General features: G+C 66.5%; 19 protein-coding genes. 8 read left to right on the forward strand and 11 right to left on the reverse strand.

What is annotated here, in order from left to right; translation table 11 throughout:
• The first annotated feature begins 45 nt into the window (after nt 1-45).
• The 3 genes from PMI02_RS17310 to PMI02_RS17320 all read left to right on the forward strand — a co-directional run bounded on the left by PMI02_RS17310 (nt 46) and on the right by PMI02_RS17320 (nt 2,517).
• Nucleotides 46-585, forward strand: a complete 540-nt coding sequence (locus tag PMI02_RS17310) for a TadE family protein (protein ID WP_238539105.1) — start codon at nt 46-48, stop codon at nt 583-585.
• On the forward strand, nt 585-1,235 hold the full coding sequence (locus tag PMI02_RS17315) for a TadE/TadG family type IV pilus assembly protein (RefSeq protein ID WP_086000126.1): 651 nt from the start codon (nt 585-587) through the stop codon (nt 1,233-1,235). The genes PMI02_RS17310 and PMI02_RS17315 overlap by 1 nt, the downstream gene beginning before the upstream one ends.
• A 124-nt stretch (nt 1,236-1,359) precedes the next feature.
• Nucleotides 1,360-2,517, forward strand: coding sequence for an isovaleryl-CoA dehydrogenase (locus PMI02_RS17320; protein WP_007685217.1), 1,158 nt, complete (start codon nt 1,360-1,362; stop codon nt 2,515-2,517).
• 25 nt (nt 2,518-2,542) lie between these two features.
• Here PMI02_RS17320 and PMI02_RS17325 read toward each other — a convergent pair whose 3' ends face one another.
• Nucleotides 2,543-3,745 (reverse strand): NmrA family NAD(P)-binding protein, encoded by a 1,203-nt coding sequence (locus PMI02_RS17325; protein ID WP_007685220.1) that lies wholly within the window; start codon nt 3,743-3,745, stop codon nt 2,543-2,545.
• 211 nt (nt 3,746-3,956) lie between these two features.
• Here PMI02_RS17325 and PMI02_RS17330 point away from each other — a divergent pair, with 211 nt between their 5' ends.
• Both PMI02_RS17330 and PMI02_RS17335 read left to right on the forward strand, forming a co-directional pair.
• Nucleotides 3,957-5,159: a cytochrome P450 gene (locus PMI02_RS17330; protein WP_007685221.1), complete on the forward strand. Its 1,203-nt coding sequence runs from the start codon at nt 3,957-3,959 to the stop codon at nt 5,157-5,159.
• An 8-nt stretch (nt 5,160-5,167) separates the two neighbouring features.
• A complete protein-coding gene (locus tag PMI02_RS17335; protein WP_007685222.1) occupies nt 5,168-5,488 on the forward strand; it encodes a 2Fe-2S iron-sulfur cluster-binding protein in 321 nt (106 codons plus the stop codon).
• Nucleotides 5,489-5,565: 77 nt separating this feature from the next.
• On the opposite strand, the gene PMI02_RS17340 is transcribed toward PMI02_RS17335, so the two are convergent.
• The 4 genes from PMI02_RS17340 to PMI02_RS17355 all read right to left on the reverse strand — a co-directional run bounded on the left by PMI02_RS17340 (nt 5,566) and on the right by PMI02_RS17355 (nt 8,159).
• Nucleotides 5,566-6,201: a molybdenum ABC transporter ATP-binding protein gene (locus PMI02_RS17340; protein ID WP_007685223.1), complete on the reverse strand. Its 636-nt coding sequence runs from the start codon at nt 6,199-6,201 to the stop codon at nt 5,566-5,568.
• Nucleotides 6,191-6,892 (reverse strand): molybdate ABC transporter permease subunit, encoded by a 702-nt coding sequence (gene modB, locus PMI02_RS17345; protein ID WP_007685224.1) that lies wholly within the window; start codon nt 6,890-6,892, stop codon nt 6,191-6,193. The genes PMI02_RS17340 and modB overlap by 11 nt, the downstream gene beginning before the upstream one ends.
• Nucleotides 6,893-6,899: 7 nt before the next feature.
• On the reverse strand, nt 6,900-7,685 hold the full coding sequence (gene modA / locus PMI02_RS17350; protein ID WP_007685225.1) for a molybdate ABC transporter substrate-binding protein: 786 nt from the start codon (nt 7,683-7,685) through the stop codon (nt 6,900-6,902).
• 93 nt (nt 7,686-7,778) lie between these two features.
• On the reverse strand, nt 7,779-8,159 hold the full coding sequence (locus tag PMI02_RS17355; RefSeq protein ID WP_007685226.1) for a winged helix-turn-helix domain-containing protein: 381 nt from the start codon (nt 8,157-8,159) through the stop codon (nt 7,779-7,781).
• 546 nt (nt 8,160-8,705) lie between these two features.
• On the opposite strand from PMI02_RS17355, the gene PMI02_RS17360 reads away from it, so the two are divergent.
• Nucleotides 8,706-8,909, forward strand: a complete 204-nt coding sequence (locus PMI02_RS17360; protein ID WP_007685227.1) for a hypothetical protein — start codon at nt 8,706-8,708, stop codon at nt 8,907-8,909.
• Between the two features lie 174 nt (nt 8,910-9,083).
• Here PMI02_RS17360 and PMI02_RS17365 read toward each other — a convergent pair whose 3' ends face one another.
• From PMI02_RS17365 to PMI02_RS17375, 3 genes are all read right to left on the reverse strand, one after another.
• A complete protein-coding gene (locus tag PMI02_RS17365; RefSeq protein ID WP_007685228.1) occupies nt 9,084-10,529 on the reverse strand; it encodes an efflux transporter outer membrane subunit in 1,446 nt (481 codons plus the stop codon).
• 1 nt (nt 10,530) lies between these two features.
• On the reverse strand, nt 10,531-12,024 hold the full coding sequence (locus tag PMI02_RS17370) for a DHA2 family efflux MFS transporter permease subunit (RefSeq protein ID WP_007685229.1): 1,494 nt from the start codon (nt 12,022-12,024) through the stop codon (nt 10,531-10,533).
• Nucleotides 12,025-12,086: 62 nt separating this feature from the next.
• Entirely contained in the window at nt 12,087-13,202 is a 1,116-nt protein-coding gene (locus tag PMI02_RS17375; protein WP_007685230.1) for an HlyD family secretion protein, read from the reverse strand.
• 80 nt (nt 13,203-13,282) lie between these two features.
• Between PMI02_RS17375 and PMI02_RS17380 the strand changes: the two genes are divergently transcribed.
• The gene (locus PMI02_RS17380) at nt 13,283-14,077 is read left to right on the forward strand and encodes a tyrosine-protein phosphatase (protein ID WP_007685231.1); all 795 of its coding nucleotides are present in this window, start codon (nt 13,283-13,285) and stop codon (nt 14,075-14,077) included.
• Nucleotides 14,078-14,082: 5 nt separating this feature from the next.
• On the opposite strand, the gene PMI02_RS17385 is transcribed toward PMI02_RS17380, so the two are convergent.
• Complete coding sequence (locus PMI02_RS17385; protein ID WP_007685232.1) at nt 14,083-14,955, reverse strand: alpha/beta fold hydrolase; 873 nt, start codon at nt 14,953-14,955, stop codon at nt 14,083-14,085.
• Between the two features lie 61 nt (nt 14,956-15,016).
• Nucleotides 15,017-15,727 (reverse strand): DUF899 family protein, encoded by a 711-nt coding sequence (locus PMI02_RS17390; protein ID WP_007685233.1) that lies wholly within the window; start codon nt 15,725-15,727, stop codon nt 15,017-15,019.
• A gap of 163 nt (nt 15,728-15,890) precedes the next feature.
• Here PMI02_RS17390 and trxB point away from each other — a divergent pair, with 163 nt between their 5' ends.
• Entirely contained in the window at nt 15,891-16,862 is a 972-nt protein-coding gene (gene trxB, locus PMI02_RS17395; RefSeq protein WP_007685234.1) for a thioredoxin-disulfide reductase, read from the forward strand.
• A 62-nt stretch (nt 16,863-16,924) separates the two neighbouring features.
• On the opposite strand, the gene PMI02_RS17400 is transcribed toward trxB, so the two are convergent.
• The coding region (locus PMI02_RS17400; RefSeq protein WP_007685235.1) for a hypothetical protein at nt 16,925-17,482 on the reverse strand (558 nt) is incomplete at its 5' end.

Raw genomic sequence — 17,482 nt, forward strand, 5'->3', positions numbered from 1 at the left:
AGCGCGCTACACCGACGTTGCCGCGATGACGAGCGCGGGGCCACCGTGATCGAGTTCGCGGTCGCGGCGCCGATCCTCATCGCGCTGCTGCTGGGCATCTACGATATGGGGCACTGGGCTTACCTGACGGCGGTCCTGCGCGGTGCGGTCAACCAGGCGGGGCGCAGCGATGCGCTGGAAACCGCCGATACCGCCAAGGCCGATGCCTATGTCTCCAGTATCATCAAGGGCGTGGCGCCGGGAGCCACGGTCGTTTCCAAGCGCGTCAGCTACTACGACTTCGCCGACATCAAGCGCGCGGAAGCGTGGAACGACAAGAACGGCAACGGGATCTGCGACAACTCGGAAGGCTATACCGACGAGAACAAGAACGGCCGTTGGGATGCCGATATCGGCTCCAGCAACAACGGCGGGGCCAACGACGTCGTGCTCTACACCGTGACGGTGACCTATACTCCCATATTCTTCAATCCCTTCGGCGGCAGCAAGAACGCCGCACGGACCATCAGCGCGAGTGCGGTCAAGAAGAACCAGCCTTACGCGCTGCAGGCGAAGTACGGCTCGGAGGCGGGTAAGTGCACCTGATGGGCAGGTTCCTCAACCTCGCCGCATTCGCTGGCCGCCTGCGGGACGATACGCGCGCGGTCTCGTTCGTTGAATTTGCGCTGATCCTGCCGATCATCATCACGCTGGGTTTCTACGGCGCGGAACTGGCCTTCATGGCGACGGTCAACATGCAGATCGGCCAGCTTGCCTCGTCCGTCGCCGACAATGCCTCGCGCCTCGGCCAGACCGACAACAGCGCGGTCACGCCGACGATCAGCGAGACGCTGGTGGATTCGGTCATGACCGGCGCGCTCGTGGAAGGGGCGGGCATCAAGTTCGAATCGAGCGGCCGCATCATCCTGTCGAGCCTCGAATTAGATGACAGCACGGGGCGGCAGTACATCCATTGGCAGCGCTGTCGCGGCAATCTGAAGGTCGTATCGAAGTACGGGGCGGCGGGCGCGGGGCTGACCGGCACCAAGCTCAATGGCATGGGCAACCCGGCGATCACCGCGAACTCCAAGTCGGCGGTGATGTTCGTGGAGGTCTACTACACCTACCAGCCTCTGTTCGGGACGATGTTCGTGGGCAAGCCGAACTTTCGCCGTGAAGCTGCCTTCATCATTCGCGACGACCGCAACCTCGGGCCAGGCGTGACCGGCGGCAACGGCAAGTCGCTCTGCACCTGAAGCTAGCTTAGTTCGCGCGGCCGGAGAAATAATCGCGCTGCATGGAGTAACAATGCGTCTTCGCGCCGTATCGATCTTGCTTTAAGGGAATGTCCCTGAGAGAGGCAAGAAAGGGTCAACAGACATGCGCGCCACCCCCGATTTCGACTTCGCGCTGGGCGAAAGCGCGGACATGATCCGCGATACCGTTGCCCGGTTTGCCGACGAACGTATCGCACCCCTCGCAGCGAAAGTGGATGCCGAGGACTGGTTCCCCCGCGAGCTTTGGCCCGAGATGGGAGAGCTTGGCCTCCACGGCATCACCGTCGAAGAGGAATGGGGCGGCATCGGCCTCGGCTACCTCGAGCACGTCATCGCGGTGGAAGAAGTGAGCCGCGCATCGGCTTCGGTCGGGCTTTCCTACGGCGCCCACTCGAACCTGTGCGTCAACCAGATCCGCCGCTGGGGCACCGACGAGCAGAAGGCGAAGTATCTGCCCGGACTGATTTCCGGCGAGCATGTTGGTAGCCTCGCGATGTCGGAAGTCGGCGCGGGATCGGACGTGGTTTCCATGAAGCTGCGCGCCGAGGCGGTGCCCGGCGGCTTCCGTCTCAACGGCACCAAGTTCTGGATCACCAACGGCGCCTATGCCGACACGCTCGTGGTCTATGCCAAGACGGGAGAGGGCTCCAAGGGCATCACTGCGTTCCTGATCGAGAAGGGCATGCCCGGCTTCTCCATCGGCCAGAAGATCGACAAGATGGGCATGCGAGGCTCGCCCACCTGCGAGCTGGTGTTCGACGACTGCATCGTGCCGGAAGAGAACGTCATGGGTCCGCTCCACGGCGGCGTCGGCGTACTGATGAGCGGGCTCGACTACGAGCGCGTGGTCCTGGCCGGACTGCAACTCGGTATCATGCAGGCCTGCCTCGACACGGTCATTCCCTACCTTCGCGAGCGTAAGCAGTTCGGCAAGCCCATCGGCGCTTTCCAGCTCATGCAGGCCAAGGTCGCCGACATGTACGTCGCGCTGCAGTCCGCCCGCGCCTACGTCTATGCCGTGGCCCGCGCCTGCGATGCCGGGCAGACGACCCGCTTCGACGCGGCCGGCGCGATCCTGCTGGCGAGCGAGAACGCCTTCCGCGTCTCTGGCGAGGCGGTTCAGGCGCTCGGCGGCGCGGGCTACACCAAGGACTGGCCGGTCGAACGCTACCTGCGCGACGCCAAGCTGCTCGACATCGGCGCCGGGACCAACGAGATCCGGCGCATGCTCATCGGCCGGGAATTGATCGGGGCCGCGTGAACGCCGCCCCGATCATGCGGCAGGTTCAGCCAGCCGGCAGGCTGCGCCTGACATAGTCCTCGAATCTCGCCGGCTCGCGGCCCAGCAGCCAGCGCAGCGTGTTCGCGTTGCCGCGCCCACCGGTGCGAACCTGCCAGGCATTGAGCCTGCTGATCGCATCGACGACGTAGGCATGGGCGGGGCCCGCCGTTTCCAGCCCGGCCACGAGATGCGCCGCGGGCATCTCGCCCGAAGCCACCGGCTTGCCGCTGACCGTCGCGATCAGCGCGGCGATCTCGGCGGTGCTCAGAGCCTCATCACTTGCTATGTCGTAGCTGGCGAGGGCGTGGCCGTCCTCGGTCGTGACTTTGGCCAGGACTTCGCCGAGGTCGGCCAGATCGACGTGGCCCTGCCGCGTGCCCAGTGGGAAGGGCAGGTCGAGCGCTCCCGCCTCGAGGGCAGCGGCAACGTCGATGTTCTGCATGAAGCTCTGCGGCCGTACGATGGTCCATTCAAGGCCGGATTCGGCGAGGTAGCCCTCGACCTCCAGCTTCGCGGCGTGGCCGGGGACGCTGCTCGCCTGCGCATGGAGCGCCGAGACGTAGATGAACCGCTGCACCCCCGCGCCTACGGCGGCGTCGATCATCCCGGTACCCATGGCCGCCTCGCGCGGATGAAAGGCCGGGGCGTAATGGATCACCGTGTCGATGCCCTCGACCGCAAGCGCGCGGTCGGCGGGGTTTTCCAGGTCACCACACAGGCAATCGATCAAATCCGACTGCTGGCTGGTCATGCGAAGCTCCGGCACGACTTCCATCGGACGCTCACGGCGTCCGCCGGTGTCTCCGTTGCCGGGAATGACGCCTATCGCGCTTGCCCTGCGCCCACCGGTGTCTCCGTTGGCCGGGATGACCCCGATCGCGCTTGCCCTGCGTCCGCCGGTGTCTCCGTTGCCGGGAATGACGCCGATCGCGCTTGCCCTGCGTCCGCCGGTGTCTCCGTTGCCGGGGATGACCTCGATCGCGCTTGCCCGGCGGCCACCGGTATCCCCGTTACCGGGAATGACCTCGATCGCGCTTGCCCTGCGTCCACCGGTGTCTCCGTTGCCGGGAATGACCTCGATCGAACGGGACCGCGTTTCGGGATAGCGGCAGAATCCGCGTATCGACAGGTCGGGATCCCGAGCGCGCAAGGCGTCGATTACATGGCTACCCGCCCGGCCCGTGGGCCCCACCACCAGAATGCGCATCGTTTCCCTCCATGATCGCGCGGACGAGTAATGATGATCCCCATGCGAGGGTACTGACAAGTCCCGTTAGGCGCCGTTCAAGGCCCTCTGTCATTGCCATGCGGGTCAAACGCCGAGGCGAATTTTCGCTTTTCGCCATCATCGAAACGATCTACTGTGTATCACATAAGCAAGGCCACCCTTGAGGCGGATCCGGCAGGGAGAGTCCAGCATGACGACGGCGACCCACGCACCAGGCGAGACTACGGGTTGTCCAGCGCACGCCGGCCGCGACGATCGCAAGAGTGCGAAAGTGGCGGAGGCCAACCTCGCTCCCGCACCGGGCTCACGCGTGATCGGGTCGTTCGCCGCCGGGCGCGACATCCTCCGCTCACCGAAGGTGCGGCAAGCCGGCGCCAGCGCCGATGTGGTCGACCTCAGCCACCCGGACGAGATATCGTTCTTCTTCCTCGACGGAGACCTGCACCGCAAGCGGCGCGCCGCCGTCGCCGGCCTGTTCGCGCCCAAGACCATCGTCACGCGCCATCAGCGGGTGATGAACCGCACCATGGACGCCATCGTCGCCGACCTGCAGGCGCGGGGCTCGGCTCCGCTCGATGAACTGAGCTGGCAGATGGCGGTCGACGTTGCCGCCGACATCGTCGGCCTGACCGACAGCGACACCAACGCCAATCTAGCCAGGCGGGTGAAGAAGGTGCTCGAGGCGTCGGTCGCCCGCAAACCCGGCCGGCTAAACGCGCTGGTGTTCAACGCGAAGATGCTCGTCCACGTCGGCGCCTTCTGGAAGCACGACCTGCTGCCCGCCATCGAGGCCCGCCGCAAGCAGCCCAGGGACGACGTGATCTCCCACATGGTCAAGGAGAACTACTCCAAGAAGGGCATGATCATGGAGTGCCTCAGCTACGGCGGGGCGGGCATGATGACCACGCGCGAATTCATCGTCATGGCCGCGTGGCACTTGTTCGAGAAGGCTGCCCTGCGCGAACGCTATCTCACCGGGGGCCAGGACGACCAGTTCGCCATCCTCGAGGAAATTCTGCGGCTCGATCCCGTCGCCTCAATGCTCCACCGCCGCGCCGCCGAGCCGGTGGAAGGGGTCCTGGCTGACGGCGAGACGGCCTGCATCTCGATCCGCGAAGCCAACGTCGACGAAGCCATCACCGGCCCGTGTCCATTCCAGCTCGACCCCGATCGCGCGAGGCGGATGAAGGTCGCCGGCCCCTACATGAGCTTCGGCGACGGCCCGCACCGTTGCCCGGGCGCGCAAGTCGCTCTGCACGAAACGCGCATCTTCCTCGATCGGCTGCTGCGCCTTCCGGGCGTCAAGCTGGTGTCCGAGCCGGAAGTCCTGTGGAACCCGCAGATCCAGGGCTACGAACTGCGCGGCGCCGTCGTCGCCTGCGACCGGGGCTGATTTCGCGCATGGTCGCCATCACGTTCGTCGCTGTCGATGGCCTTGAGCAGCGCATCGACGCCACCGATGGCTTGTCGCTGATGGAAAACGCGGTGGCCGGCGGCATCGACGCGATCGAGGCGATCTGCGGCGGCAATGCCTATTGCGGCACATGCCGCGTTCACGTCGATCCCGCGTGGCGCGCGGTGACGGGCGAGATCACCGAGATCGAGGAGCCGATGATCGAGGCCAGCGGCGATACCGACCCGGGCGTCCGCCTGTCGTGCCAGATCACGGTGACACCCGAATTGGAAGGCTTGCTGGTGCGCACGCCCGCGTCGCAGAGTTGACGCCGTTCCGGACGCGATCCGGGACCGCTGGTCGGACCATGCCTCTCCTCGGGCAAGGTTCGGCCAGCGTCCTCCGGTCAGGCGGGGGACGGAACCTGGACGACGCGGTCCGCCAGCCGCTCCACTTCCGCACGGTCGTGGCTGACATAGAGGATCGGCAGGCGCAGTTCGTCGCGGATGCGCTCGATCAGGCCGAGGATCTCGCCGCGCCGGTCCAGGTCTAGCGAGGCAAGCGGTTCGTCCATCAGCAGGAACCGCGGAGCTGAAAGCAGTGCGCGCCCGATCGCCACGCGCTGCGCCTCGCCGCCGGAGAGTGTGGCGGGCATGCGGTCGAGAAGGGCGGTGATGCCCAGCAGGTCAAGCGTGTGGTCCCAGTCCAGCCGATGCCCCTCGTCGACCGCGAGGCGCTTCATGCCGAATTGCAGATTGCCGCGCACGGTGCGATGCGGGAACAGCCGCAGGTCCTGGAACACGTAGCCGCAGCGGCGCAGCTCGGGTTTGAGATCGATCCTGGCCGGCCGGTCGAACAGGACCGTGCTCGATACCGCGATACGGCCCTCGATAGGCCGCGCGAGACCGGCGACCGCGTCGAGCAGGCTGGTCTTGCCCGCGCCGGAGGGGCCGAACAATGCGGTAAGCCCGGGACCGGCGGTGAACTCGTAGTTCAATCGCAGCGATCCGCGCTGCAGGGTCACCGAGACGTCAAAGGACATGGCGGCCCTTCTCCTGCCCGCTGCGCCGCGCCAGCCACTCGGACAGCACCAGCGCCGCCACCGAGAGTGCCACCGAAAGCCCCGCGAGCCGCGCGACCTGGATGTCCGAACCCGGCATCTGCAAGGCGCTGTAGATTGCCAGCGGCAGCGTCTGGGTTTCGCCGGGGATGTTCGAGGCGAACGTGATCGTCGCGCCGAACTCGCCCACCGACCGGGCCAGTCCGAGGACGAGCGCGGCGAGGATGCCGTTGGCGGAGAGCGGCAGCGTGACGCTGGTAAAGGTGCGCCACGGCCCGGCGCCCAAGGTGCGCGCCGCGCTTTCCAGTCGCCGATCGACTGCCTCGAGCGACAGCCGCATCGCGCGCACCATCAACGGCAGCGCCATGACCGCCGCCGCGAGCGCCGCGCCGGTCCAGCGGAACAGGAAAGTGAGGCCTAACGCCTGCTCGAGAAAACGGCCGAGCGGGGCGTTCGGGCTGAAGGCGATCAACAGCAGCCACCCCGTCACGACCGGGGGCAAAACCAGCGGAAGATGGACCGCGGCGTCGAGCAGGACCTTGCCGGGAAACCGCCAGCGCGCCAGCACCCACGCGAGCGCAAAGGCAACCGGCAGCGCGGCCAGCATGGCAACGCCGCTGACCTTGAGCGAGAGTAGCAGGATTTCCCATTCGGTCGGCGAAAGAAGGTTCACGGTCGTGCTATTTCGTCCCGAACCCGAAGCGGCGGAACACCGCCTTCCCCTCGGCCGAAACCAGGTAGCGACGGAAGGCGTCGGATTCCGGGTTGCGTGAGGAGGCGATCACCGCGACGGGATAGCTGATCGGATCGTGGCTCGACGGCGGGAACACGCCGACGACGCGAACGCCGGGATCGGCGCGTGCGTCCGTCGCGTAGACCACGCCGAGCGGCGCCGCGCCGCGGCTGACGAGGGCGAGGGCCGCGCGCACGCTTTCACCCGGCGCGAGCTGCCCCTGCACCGTATTCCAGACGCCCAGCCGGGAAAGCGCCTGCTTGGCGTAGATGCCTGCGGGCACCCCGGCGGGATCGGCAATGGCGAGCCGGCCGCTGCCCAGTGCCTTCGCGAGGGGCATGGCCGGCGCAATGCGCAGACGCACGGTGCTGGCGCGAGGCGCGATCAGCACCAGCGAATTGCGCAGGAACGACACGCGCGTACCCTTGCGGACGAGCCCCTTGGACTGGACCGCGTCCATCCACGGCTCGTCGGCGGAAACGAAGATGTCGGCGGGGGCGCCGGACTGGATCTGACGGGCCAGCGCCGAGGAGCCGGCGAACGAGATGCGCGGCCGTGGGTGGCCTTTTGCCTTCCACGCGTTGGCCGCGGCATTCATCGATTCCTGAAGGCTGGCGGCGGCGAGCACGATGGGGGCCTGCCGAGGCGGAGCAGCCTCGATCGCAGCGGGCAGTAGCAGCGTGGCCAGCGCGGCCACGAACGTCGCCAGCGGACGGGCGAGGGACTTTGGCATCAAGGGTCTCCGGGGGAATATTGTATCGCACAGTATATCGAGCGCGCGGCATTGCAAGGCGCACCAGGCCCACGGCGCTCCAAGGAGGGACGGTCAGCCTTTCTGGCTGGCGCGGGGCTCGGGCAATAGCCGGATCGCCAAAGCGTCGTAATCCGGCCCGCGCGAGGCGAGGGCGATGCCATCCTGAAGCGCCCGGTAGTGGTCGAGTACGTTTTCGCCAAGTTCGGTAAGGCGCGCACCGCTGCTGGCTGCGCGGCCAGGCGCGGTATGGACGAGCGGGCCGTCCCAGCACCGGTTCATGGCATCGACCAGCAGCCAGGCCCGGCGGTAGCTCATGGCCATTGCGCGGCCGGCGGCGGAGATCGAGCCGTGCTGCCGGATCGCATCGAGCAAGTCCGCCTTGCCGGGGCCCATCGCGATTTCGGCACCGCAATGGATCTGAATCTTGATCTTGAGGCTTGGCTTCGCAGTCATGAAGTAAGCGTAGGATGGCTCCCGTTCCGGGGCAAGGTCACCGGCAGCCTGCGCCGGATTTCCATCACGTCATTGCGCGCGAATCAGTTCAACGTAGCTTCGTAACGCCTTGGCTCGATCCCTTCGATCCGCGACCGGAAGGGGCATCGAGGGGCAGTTTGTTGCAGTGCACTGCCAATCAATACGCTCACTGCTGCCGTGCAGTAGGATTCACCACCGATTAATGAGCACCGATTGCGAAGTTGCGGAAACCAAGGGGGATCGTGGTTTTTGCAGTGCAAAATGCTCGCCTAACATCGTCAATTAATATTGCCCCACAGGCGCATAAAATTACCTTCAAAGTGGTGATAATTTCACATTCTTTCCGGGTATTAAAATCATCTGAGTCATTCGGGATATTCTGGAACAATCTTACGGATTCGGTTATAAGTCTGGCAGGCAACGAGCTGGGACGTGACGCTAACAGGCGCACCCTAATGGGATTGATCAGGACGGTATAGGCGCCGGCAACGCCACCAAGACCGTCTCGGCAATTGAGGATTTATGATGAAGGTCGCCGACGAGAATATCATCCACTTCGAACGCTTCTCGGATTCCGAGAGCTTCTCCACACGGCTGCCGGCCGGCATGGTCTACGCCGCGCAGCGCATGGGGCATGCAGAGGAAGAGCATGACGGGCGTGGCCTGATCATCGCGATCCTGCTTTGCATGGCCTGCTGGGCTGCACTCGGTTACTTCCTGCTCGCCTGACCTCGGTCCGCCGAAATGTTCGCGACGTAACGTCGCGGCGTTTGAAGCGGTGCCGGCAAAAAGCGACGGAGGATGGGTGTGCAATATTCGCCTTGGGCGAGTCCATCGTGCGCAGCTTGCCGCCAGGCGCAGTCGTGTCGCGCCCTCCGGCCGCCGCCGTCGATCGACGCAATCCTAGCTGGCTGACGGGGCGATCTGCTGCTCCCATCCGCCTGCGGTAGCCACGTATAGTCGCGCTATGTTCTGGTACTGCCGGATGCGGGATTCCAGCAATGTCAGCTGCGCGCGCTGATAAGTGCGGTTGGCTTCGAGCACCTGAAGGACGCCGCTGTTGCCGACCTCGAAGCTGCGGCGGGACAGGCGCAGGGATCGGCCTGCGACTTCGGCCGCCTCCTCCCGCGACGCGATTTCCCGTTGATCGCTGCCCAGTGCCCAGAGCAGGCCGGAAACCTGGCCGAAAGCCTCCGTTACGACCTGTTGGTAGCGGGCTGCCGCACCGCGCGCTTCCGCTTCGGCGCCGCGTTTCTGGGCCTTGAGCGTGCCCCCGTGGAAGATCGGAGCCGAGATGCCTGCAAAAAGGTCGAACGCGTTGAAGCGACTGCTGGTGATGCGGTCGGGATCGGCGGTCGATTGGGTCAGGCTCCCGCCAAGCGTCACGTCGGGATAGAGGTCGGCGGTCGCCACGCCCACCGCAGCGACGGCGGAATGAAGGCGAGCCTCTGCTTCCAGGATGTCCGGCCGCTTGTGGACGAGTTCCGAAGGCAAGGCGACGGGCACCTGCGCGGGCAGCACGAATTCGCCGAGACCGAAGTCGGTCGGCTCCAGTTCGGTGGGCGAAATCCCCAGCAGCACGGCGAGCATAGCGCGACCCTCCGCCATCTGGCGATCCAGTGCGGGCGTGGTGGCACGGTCGCCCGCCAACTGGCCCTGCGCGCTCAGCACTTCCACCAGCGTGCCCGCTCCGGCCTTTCGGCGCGCTTCCGTCAACGAGACGTTGCGCTCGTCTTCCGCAAGCAGCGCACGCTGGGTGGCCATGGTGTCGTTGAGCGAGGCGATGGCCAACACCTGTGCCACCACGCGCCCGGCGACGAGCAGGTGCGCGGCCTGTACCGCGCGCGCCTGCGCCTCGGCCTCCGCGCCGGCCTGCTCGAGCGCGCGGCGGTTGCGACCGAACAGGTCGAGGTCGTAGGAAACGCCGCCGCCCAGCGTGTAGAGGTCGAATTCGGGATTGGGAATGTCGCCGCCGCCGAAGCTGTCGGAAAGGCCGAAGGCGGCGAGATTGACCTTCTGGTGCTCCGCGCGTGCATCGACGTCGATCTGCGGCAACTGCCGTCCGGCCACCGCTGCGATCCGCTCACGCGCGCGCTCGAGGGTCGCGCGGCTCGCGGCCAGGCTGTGATTGCCTGCAAGCGCGCGGTGGACGAATGAGTCGAGCCGGGGCGAGGCGAACGCCCTCCACCACTCTCCCTCGGGTCCTTGTCCCAGCACGGCCCCCGGAGGCTGGGCCGGAACGCCATAGCCTGCGTGCGCGGCCGGAGCCGCCGGTGCCTGGTAGTTCGGCCCCACGGTCGTACACCCCGCGACCAGCAGTAGCGGCGCGGCAAGGGACAGGCGCTTCATGTCATTCCCCAATCGGAAGCGATGCGGTGTCGACCCGGCCCCGGTTGGCGCGCAGGAGCAGCACAAGCGGTATCAGCAGCAAGGTCAGCACGAAGACGAAGTGGTAGCTCGCGACGTTGCCCACCATGGTCGCCTGCCGCGTGACCTCTCCGCTCAACCCGGCGAGCGCTTGGGTTGAGCCGAAGTCGAGGTCGGGGCGGGCGTAGAACAGGGCCGGGTTGTCGGGGCGCAGGCCCTGCAAGAGCGTGTCACGCGATGCGGCGATGTCTCGGATGAACTGTACGTTGAGCACCGAGATGCCGATGGCGTTGCCGACATTGCGGGTCAGCGCGTACATCGCCGCGCCCTCGTTGCGCAGGGCGGCGGGGAGGGTGGAGAACACCACGACCGAGATCGGGACGAAGATCAGCCCGCTGCCGAAGCCCTGGACGAAGCCGATGGCGAGTAGCGCGCGCTCGTCCACGTAGAGGTCGATGTGCGAGTACATCAGCATGCTGGCGGCCATGATCGACAGGCCGGCGATGATGACGGCGCGCACGTCGATCACGGCGATGAGGCGCGTCACCAGAAGCATCGAGGCCAGCGTGCCGATCGCGCGCGGCAGTCCGACGATCCCCGCGTCGAGCGCGGAATAGCCCAGCAGCGACTGGGTCATCACCACGATCAGCGGGATGGTCGCGAAGGCGACGATGCCGATCATGATGCTGAAGATCGAGCCGACCGCGAAGTTACGGTCGCGGAACAGTTCGGGCCGGATGAAGGTGTTCTTCGCGGTCGCCATGTGGACCACGGTGAGCCACCCGGCAATGATGAGGATCAGCGCATAGATGCGGATCTCGTTCGAGTCCCACCAGTCGAGATGTTCGCCCCGGTCGAGGATGAGCTGGAGCGAGGCCAGCGCGATCGAGACAGTGACGAAGCCGAACATGTCGAAGCGCGGATGCTCGCGGTTGGAGCGCCGGACCAGGAACAGCGACATGCCGATGAACGACAGGATGCCGAAGGGCACGTTGATGAAGAACACCCAGCGCCAGCTCAGCGCATCGGTGAGGTAGCCGCCCAGCGTCGGTCCGATGATCGGCCCGGCCATCGAGCCGAGCGCAAAGATCGCCATGGCCTTGGCGTGGTCCTCGGGCGGGTTGATGTCGAGCAGGATCGCCTGGCTGAGCGGCACCAGCGCCGCACCGCAGGCGCCCTGGAGGAAGCGGGCGAGGACGATGGTGGTGAGGTCGGTCGCGAGGCCGCAGCCCGCAGATGCGATGGTGAAGCCCGCCACCGAGACGAGCATCACCAGCTTGCGCCCCAGCCGTCCGGCCAGCCACCCACTGAGCGGCGTGGCGATGGCCCCGGCGACGAGATAGGAGGTCAGCACCCACAGCACCTGCTCCTGCGAGGCCGAGAGGCTCGACTGCATGTGCGGCAGGGCTACGTTGGCGATGGTGATGTCGACCGCGACCATGGTGGAGGCGATCATCGAGGGGATCGTGATCAGCATGCGCCGCGCGGGGCTGGGGTAGACGGTCGGTTCAGGAGGAAGTTCGGCGGATGGCATTGCCGTCAGCGCGCCGCCGCGGGGGCTTGCGTATCCGCTCCGAAGAGGTGGCGTTCGTGGCCCGTGTCGACCTCGACGTTGGTGCTGAGGCCGGCGCTGAGCGGGAGGCCCGCCGGAATCTTGTCTATGGTAACCTGCACGGGCACGCGCTGCACCACCTTGACCCAGTTGCCCGTGGCATTCTCGGCCGGCAGCACTGCGAAGCTGGAGCCGGTGCCGGGGCTGAAACTCTCGACATGGCCCCGAATATCGTGGTCGGGAAAGGCGTCGACGGTGATGCGCGCCGGTTGTCCTGCGCGCATGTAGCGCAGTTGGTCTTCCTTGAAGTTGGCCTGCACCCAGAATTTGAGGCCTGTCATGATGAAGACCGGGCGGCCGGGCGTCACGTAGTTGCCGACCTGCAATTGGTTCACGCGCGTGACGACGCCGTCCTGCGGCGCGCGTACCACCGTATCCGACAGGCCGATGCGCGCTTGAGCAAGCTGCGAGGCGGCCTTGCGGACCTGCGGCTGGCTATCGACGGCCCCGTCCACGGTTCCGGCGAGACTGGCGCGCAGCGAGTCCGCCTTGGCCTGCGCGGCCGCGATGGCGTCACGCGCGGTGAGGGCCTCGGTCGATGCCTGATCGTACTGCGCCCGCGAGGCAATGCCTTCGGCCTCGAGCGACTTCTGGCGCGCGGCCTCGCCGGTTGCGTAGGCATAACGGGCGCGGGCGGCGCTAACCTGCGAGAGGGCCTCGCGGTAGTCGGCACGCAGCGAGCCGACGTCGGTGCGGGCATCGGCCAGCTCGGCCTCGGCCTGTGCGACGTTGGCCTCGAAGCTGCTCGCCCTGATGCGAAACAGGACCTGGCCCTTGGTCACCCGCTGGTTCTCGTGGACCTCGATCGCCAGGACGGTGCCCGCGATGCTCGGGCTGATCGCGACCATGCCAGTCTGGAGCGAGGCATTGTCGGTCGATTCGTAACGCCCGCCGGCAAGGTAGAACCACGCGGCAACGGCCAGGATCACGACCGGGCCGGCGATCATGAGCGCCGTGCGGAGCGGGCGTTTGCGGGCAGGCGTCACCGTTATGGCCTCTCCATCGGCGGGTGCCTGGGCCGCGATGGTGGTTTCAGCGTTCATGAAAAATCCTGTGTCCCGACCTTGTCGCAGCAGATACTAAGCATGGCTACTATCGGCAATAGAGAGACTCGGAAAAGCGCATGAACGCGAATGACATGGACGAGCGTGTCCTCGCCCTGGAGGGGGTGCACAATTTCCGCGACGCGGGTGGTTACGCCGTGGCGGGCGGCGGGCGCATGAAGCGCCGCATGGTATGGCGTTCGGGCCAGCACCACGGCGCCACCGACGACGACCTCAGCCGGATCGATGGATTGGGCCTGGCCTCGGTGTTCGATCTGCGGACTTCGAAGGAGCGGGACAAACACCCGTGCCGCAGGCCGCAAGCCTTTGCCGCAGAGGTGTTTTTCTCCACCGATCCGGAGGTGCGCCATGCCCCGCACATCGCCGCCGCGCAGACCACGCGGCAGCGCACGGCCGAGGGCACCTGGGAAAGCCTGGTGCGCAACTACGCCGCGATCTGCTTCCGGCCGGAGCTTCAAGCGATGATCCGGGGCTACATCGATCGGCTTGCGGAAGGGGCCGGGCCGGGGTTGGTGAACTGCATGGCGGGGAAGGACCGCACCGGAATCGCGGTCGCGATGCTTCACGCAGGCTTGGGCGTCCACCGCGACGACATCATGGAAGACTACCTGCTCACCAACACCGCCGGCGACGTCGAGGCACGCATCGCGTCGGGCGCCGAGACCATGCGCGTCATCACCGGGCAGCTCGACGACGAGGTGCTGCGGGTGCTGATGGGCGTTGAGCCCGAGTATCTCGACACCGCCTGGGCGGCGATCGAGGAGCGGCACGGGACTGTGGATGCCTACCTTGAGGAAGCATTTGGACTAGACGGCGCCAAGCGGGATCGTCTCAGGAAGGCGCTCGTGGCGTAGCGGCTTTACGTGAGGAACGCCCGGACATCGCCCATGAAGCGGTCGAACTGATCGCGGTGGAGCCAGTGGCCGGCGTCCTCGTATTCGATCAGCCGGGCGCTGGGGAAATGGTCGAGGCGGCCGTCACCCGCCGGGCTGCTGGCGAAGCTGTTCTTGCCCCACAGCAACAGCATCGGGCAGGTTATCGCCTCCCACATCGCGACGATCTGGTCGGTCGGCAAATCCGTGGCCGACCAGACGTTGAGATAATTGTCGAACTTCCAGGTCCAGGTGCCGTCCTCGTTGCGGCTGGCGCCGTGGATGGTCAGATGGCGTGCCTGTTCGTCGGTGAGGAAGGCGTTCTCCTCCTTCATGCGCTGATAGGCGTCGCGCAGCGTGGCGTACTTGCGCACGGTGCGGCCGGAAGCCTTGCGCTTGTCCTCGATCCACTGGCGCAGGCGGTCACCGGCGCCCTTCGCCTCCTGTTCGCGACGCATGGCGATCGGCGGACCAAGCCCCTCGATGTTGATGAACTTCGCCACTTTGTCCGGGTAGAGCCCGGTGAAGCGCGTGGCGATGTTGCCGCCGAGCGAGTGAGCGATGATCGTCACCTGCTCGTGCCCGAGCGTGTGGACCAACTGCGCGAAGTCGTAGACGAAGGCGTCCATCGCATAGTGCCCCTCCGGGCTCCATTCGCTGTCGCCGTGGCCGCGCAGGTCCGGGCAGATGACGTGCCAGTCGCGGCGCAGTTCCTCGGCCACCCAGTCCCAGCTGCGGCAATGGTCACGCCCGCCGTGCTGGAGGATCAGCGGCGGCGCGTCCGGGTTGCCCCAGTCGACGTAATTGAGGCGCAGGCGCTGCGAGATGAAGCGGTTCGATGTCGGGCCGAGCTGGGTCATGCCGCATGACGTGGAACGTCCCGCTCGCGGCGTCAACGGCGGCCCTGTGCCGCCGCAGCGATCAAGGCAGGTACGACAGCTTGGGATACCAGTCCTTGCCGCGTCCGCGGGGCGTCAGGTCGAGCACGGTCCACAGGGGCGCGATTTCGGTCGCGCCTCGCGGGTCCTCGCCGGGGTCGGCCATGTCCTGCGTGGTCTCGCCCATCCAGTGGAGGCGCACCTTGTCGCCCTCTTTCACCAGCACCATGAGAACCGGCATTTCCCAGCCCTTTTCGGGATCGAGCCCGCCGACCGCCAGCGAGAACGCATCGCCCACCGCCTGATAGAACGGCACTTCGCGCCAGCCGCGCTCGATGGCGAAGGCGATCTGCCGCTCGACCGGGGAGCGCGCCACCACGGCTAGGCCGACACGCTGGAGCAAGTCAGCGGCGTTGGCGGCAAGGGGGCCGATGAGATTGGTGCACATCGGGCAGGGCCGCTCGCGGTCGGGACCGTACATCCAGTGGTAGACGACGAGCGTATCGTGCCCGCCGAACATGTCGGCGAGGCCGATCTCCGAGCCGTTCGTGTCTATGAACCGGTAGTCCGCGTCGATCGCCGGGCCGGGAGGCAATTCGCGAAGCTGCGCGGCGAGGCGGCCGAGCTGGCGGCGCGCCTCGATCTCGTGAGCCAGCAGCGCCTCGCGGGCGGCGGCATATTGGGAGGTTTCGCCGGCAAAGCGCGGCTTGCGGAGGGCAGCCAGTTCGTTCGCGGGCGGCAGTGACTTTTCCATGATACGGGTCCTCTCACTGTTTCGCGCGTGAACGCGTGAAAGGTTCCGAAGGCTGCATTTGTGGGGATGAATTAATGCTATCCTGGCCCTGTCCTTGGCAAAGCAGCGGTAGAACGCCTATCTCGCGGGCCAGAAAGATTTCCACGTTTCCGGAGACTGCCCAGTGGCGACCACGCACAAGACCCGCATGCTCATCATCGGTTCCGGCCCGGCGGGCCTGTCCGCCGCCATCTACGGTGCCCGCGCGGGCATGGCGCCGATCGTCGTGCAGGGCCTTCAGCCGGGCGGCCAGCTGACCATCACCACCGACGTCGAGAACTACCCGGGCTTCCGCGAGGTCATCCAGGGCCCCTGGCTGATGCAGGAAATGGAAGCGCAGGCAGTCCACGTCGGCACGCGCATGATGTGGGACACGATCACCAACGTCGACCTCTCGGGCGATACTTTCATCGCGACTGGCGACGGCGGCGACATCTACGAAGGCGAGACCCTCGTCATCGCAACGGGCGCACAGGCCCAGTGGCTGGGCGTTCCTGGCGAGCAGGAGCTGTCGGGCAAGGGCGTCTCGGCCTGCGCGACCTGCGACGGGTTCTTCTACCGCGGCAAGAAGGTGGTGGTGATAGGCGGCGGCAACACCGCGGTCGAGGAAGCGCTCTACCTCACCAACCACTCCGACGACGTGACCCTGATCCATCGCCGCGATTCGCTGCGGGCCGAGAAAATCCTGCAGGACCGCCTGTTCGCGCACCCGAAGATCTCGGTGGTATGGAATCAGCGCGTCGACCGCTTCATGGCCGGGGAGGACGGCGGCCTGCGGGCGCTGGCGCTGATCGACACGCAGACCGGCGAGCAGAGCGAGATCCTCACCGACGGCGCTTTCGTCGCCATCGGCCACGCGCCCGCGACCGAGCTGTTCAAGGGCAAGCTCGCCATGGACGAGACCGGTTACCTGCTGGTCCAGCCGGGCACGCCCAAGACCGACGTTCCCGGCGTGTTCGCTGCGGGCGACGTTTCGGACCACGTCTACCGCCAGGCCATCACCGCCGCCGGCATGGGCTGCATGGCCGCGCTCGACGCCGAGCGTTATCTGGCCGCCAAGGAATTCGCAGGCATCACCGAGACGGTGCAGGGCTGAAGGCTCCGGGGGGCGTGGTTATTCCACGCCCTTCCAGACACGCGTGGAAGATGCGTCCGGCGTCAGCCTCGCAGGACTTCCAGTACCTGTTCCGCCAGCCAGTCCTGTGCCTCGGGTTCGACGTAGCTATGCGTCGCTTCGGGGCAGGTGCGGATGCGCGCGCCGGCCTTGTCCCAGCGCGCGAGAAAGGCGAGGCCGGTACGGTCCCGTCCTGCGACGAGGAAGCGTATTGACCTGTCGAACCCTGCGATACCCTCGGCCATCTGCGCCACCAGTCCATCCGGCGCGGCGGGGACCGGACGAACCGCCGAGATCAAACTGCGCGCCAGCTTCGAGACGGAAACCTTGCCTGTCAGTAGCCGCCTGATCGCGGCGGGGTCTGCCAAGCGGCGGCGGTAGTGATCGCGTACGACTTCGGCGGGGGCTTCCCCGGTTTCGTCCTCGATGGTCCAGGGGTTGGACAGCACTAGCGCATCGAGCCCGGCGCCTCCCGCCAGCATCAGCGCGCTGGCGGCATCGCAGTTGCCCAGGCCTACGATCCGGTCGACATGAGGGCACTCGGTGCGAAGGGCAGCAATGGCTGCGGCGAGGTCGGCTGCGGCCGATCGGAAGCCGGCGTT

It is taken from the genome of Novosphingobium sp. AP12 (genome assembly GCF_000281975.1).
GTDB lineage: Bacteria > Pseudomonadota > Alphaproteobacteria > Sphingomonadales > Sphingomonadaceae > Novosphingobium.

Coding starts and splice junctions, on each gene's coding strand:
- PMI02_RS17315 (WP_086000126.1), top strand. CDS start 585: ATGGGCAGGTTCCTCAACCTCGCCGCATTCGCTGGCCGCCTGCGGGAC.
- PMI02_RS17320 (WP_007685217.1), top strand. CDS start 1,360: ATGCGCGCCACCCCCGATTTCGACTTCGCGCTGGGCGAAAGCGCGGAC.
- PMI02_RS17325 (WP_007685220.1), bottom strand. CDS start 3,745: ATGCGCATTCTGGTGGTGGGGCCCACGGGCCGGGCGGGTAGCCATGTA.
- PMI02_RS17330 (WP_007685221.1), top strand. CDS start 3,957: ATGACGACGGCGACCCACGCACCAGGCGAGACTACGGGTTGTCCAGCG.
- PMI02_RS17335 (WP_007685222.1), top strand. CDS start 5,168: ATGGTCGCCATCACGTTCGTCGCTGTCGATGGCCTTGAGCAGCGCATC.
- PMI02_RS17340 (WP_007685223.1), bottom strand. CDS start 6,201: ATGTCCTTTGACGTCTCGGTGACCCTGCAGCGCGGATCGCTGCGATTG.
- modA (WP_007685225.1), bottom strand. CDS start 7,685: ATGCCAAAGTCCCTCGCCCGTCCGCTGGCGACGTTCGTGGCCGCGCTG.
- PMI02_RS17355 (WP_007685226.1), bottom strand. CDS start 8,159: ATGACTGCGAAGCCAAGCCTCAAGATCAAGATTCAGATCCATTGCGGT.
- PMI02_RS17360 (WP_007685227.1), top strand. CDS start 8,706: ATGAAGGTCGCCGACGAGAATATCATCCACTTCGAACGCTTCTCGGAT.
- PMI02_RS17365 (WP_007685228.1), bottom strand. CDS start 10,529: ATGAAGCGCCTGTCCCTTGCCGCGCCGCTACTGCTGGTCGCGGGGTGT.
- PMI02_RS17370 (WP_007685229.1), bottom strand. CDS start 12,024: ATGCTGATCACGATCCCCTCGATGATCGCCTCCACCATGGTCGCGGTC.
- PMI02_RS17375 (WP_007685230.1), bottom strand. CDS start 13,202: ATGAACGCTGAAACCACCATCGCGGCCCAGGCACCCGCCGATGGAGAG.
- PMI02_RS17380 (WP_007685231.1), top strand. CDS start 13,283: ATGAACGCGAATGACATGGACGAGCGTGTCCTCGCCCTGGAGGGGGTG.
- PMI02_RS17385 (WP_007685232.1), bottom strand. CDS start 14,955: ATGACCCAGCTCGGCCCGACATCGAACCGCTTCATCTCGCAGCGCCTG.
- PMI02_RS17390 (WP_007685233.1), bottom strand. CDS start 15,727: ATGGAAAAGTCACTGCCGCCCGCGAACGAACTGGCTGCCCTCCGCAAG.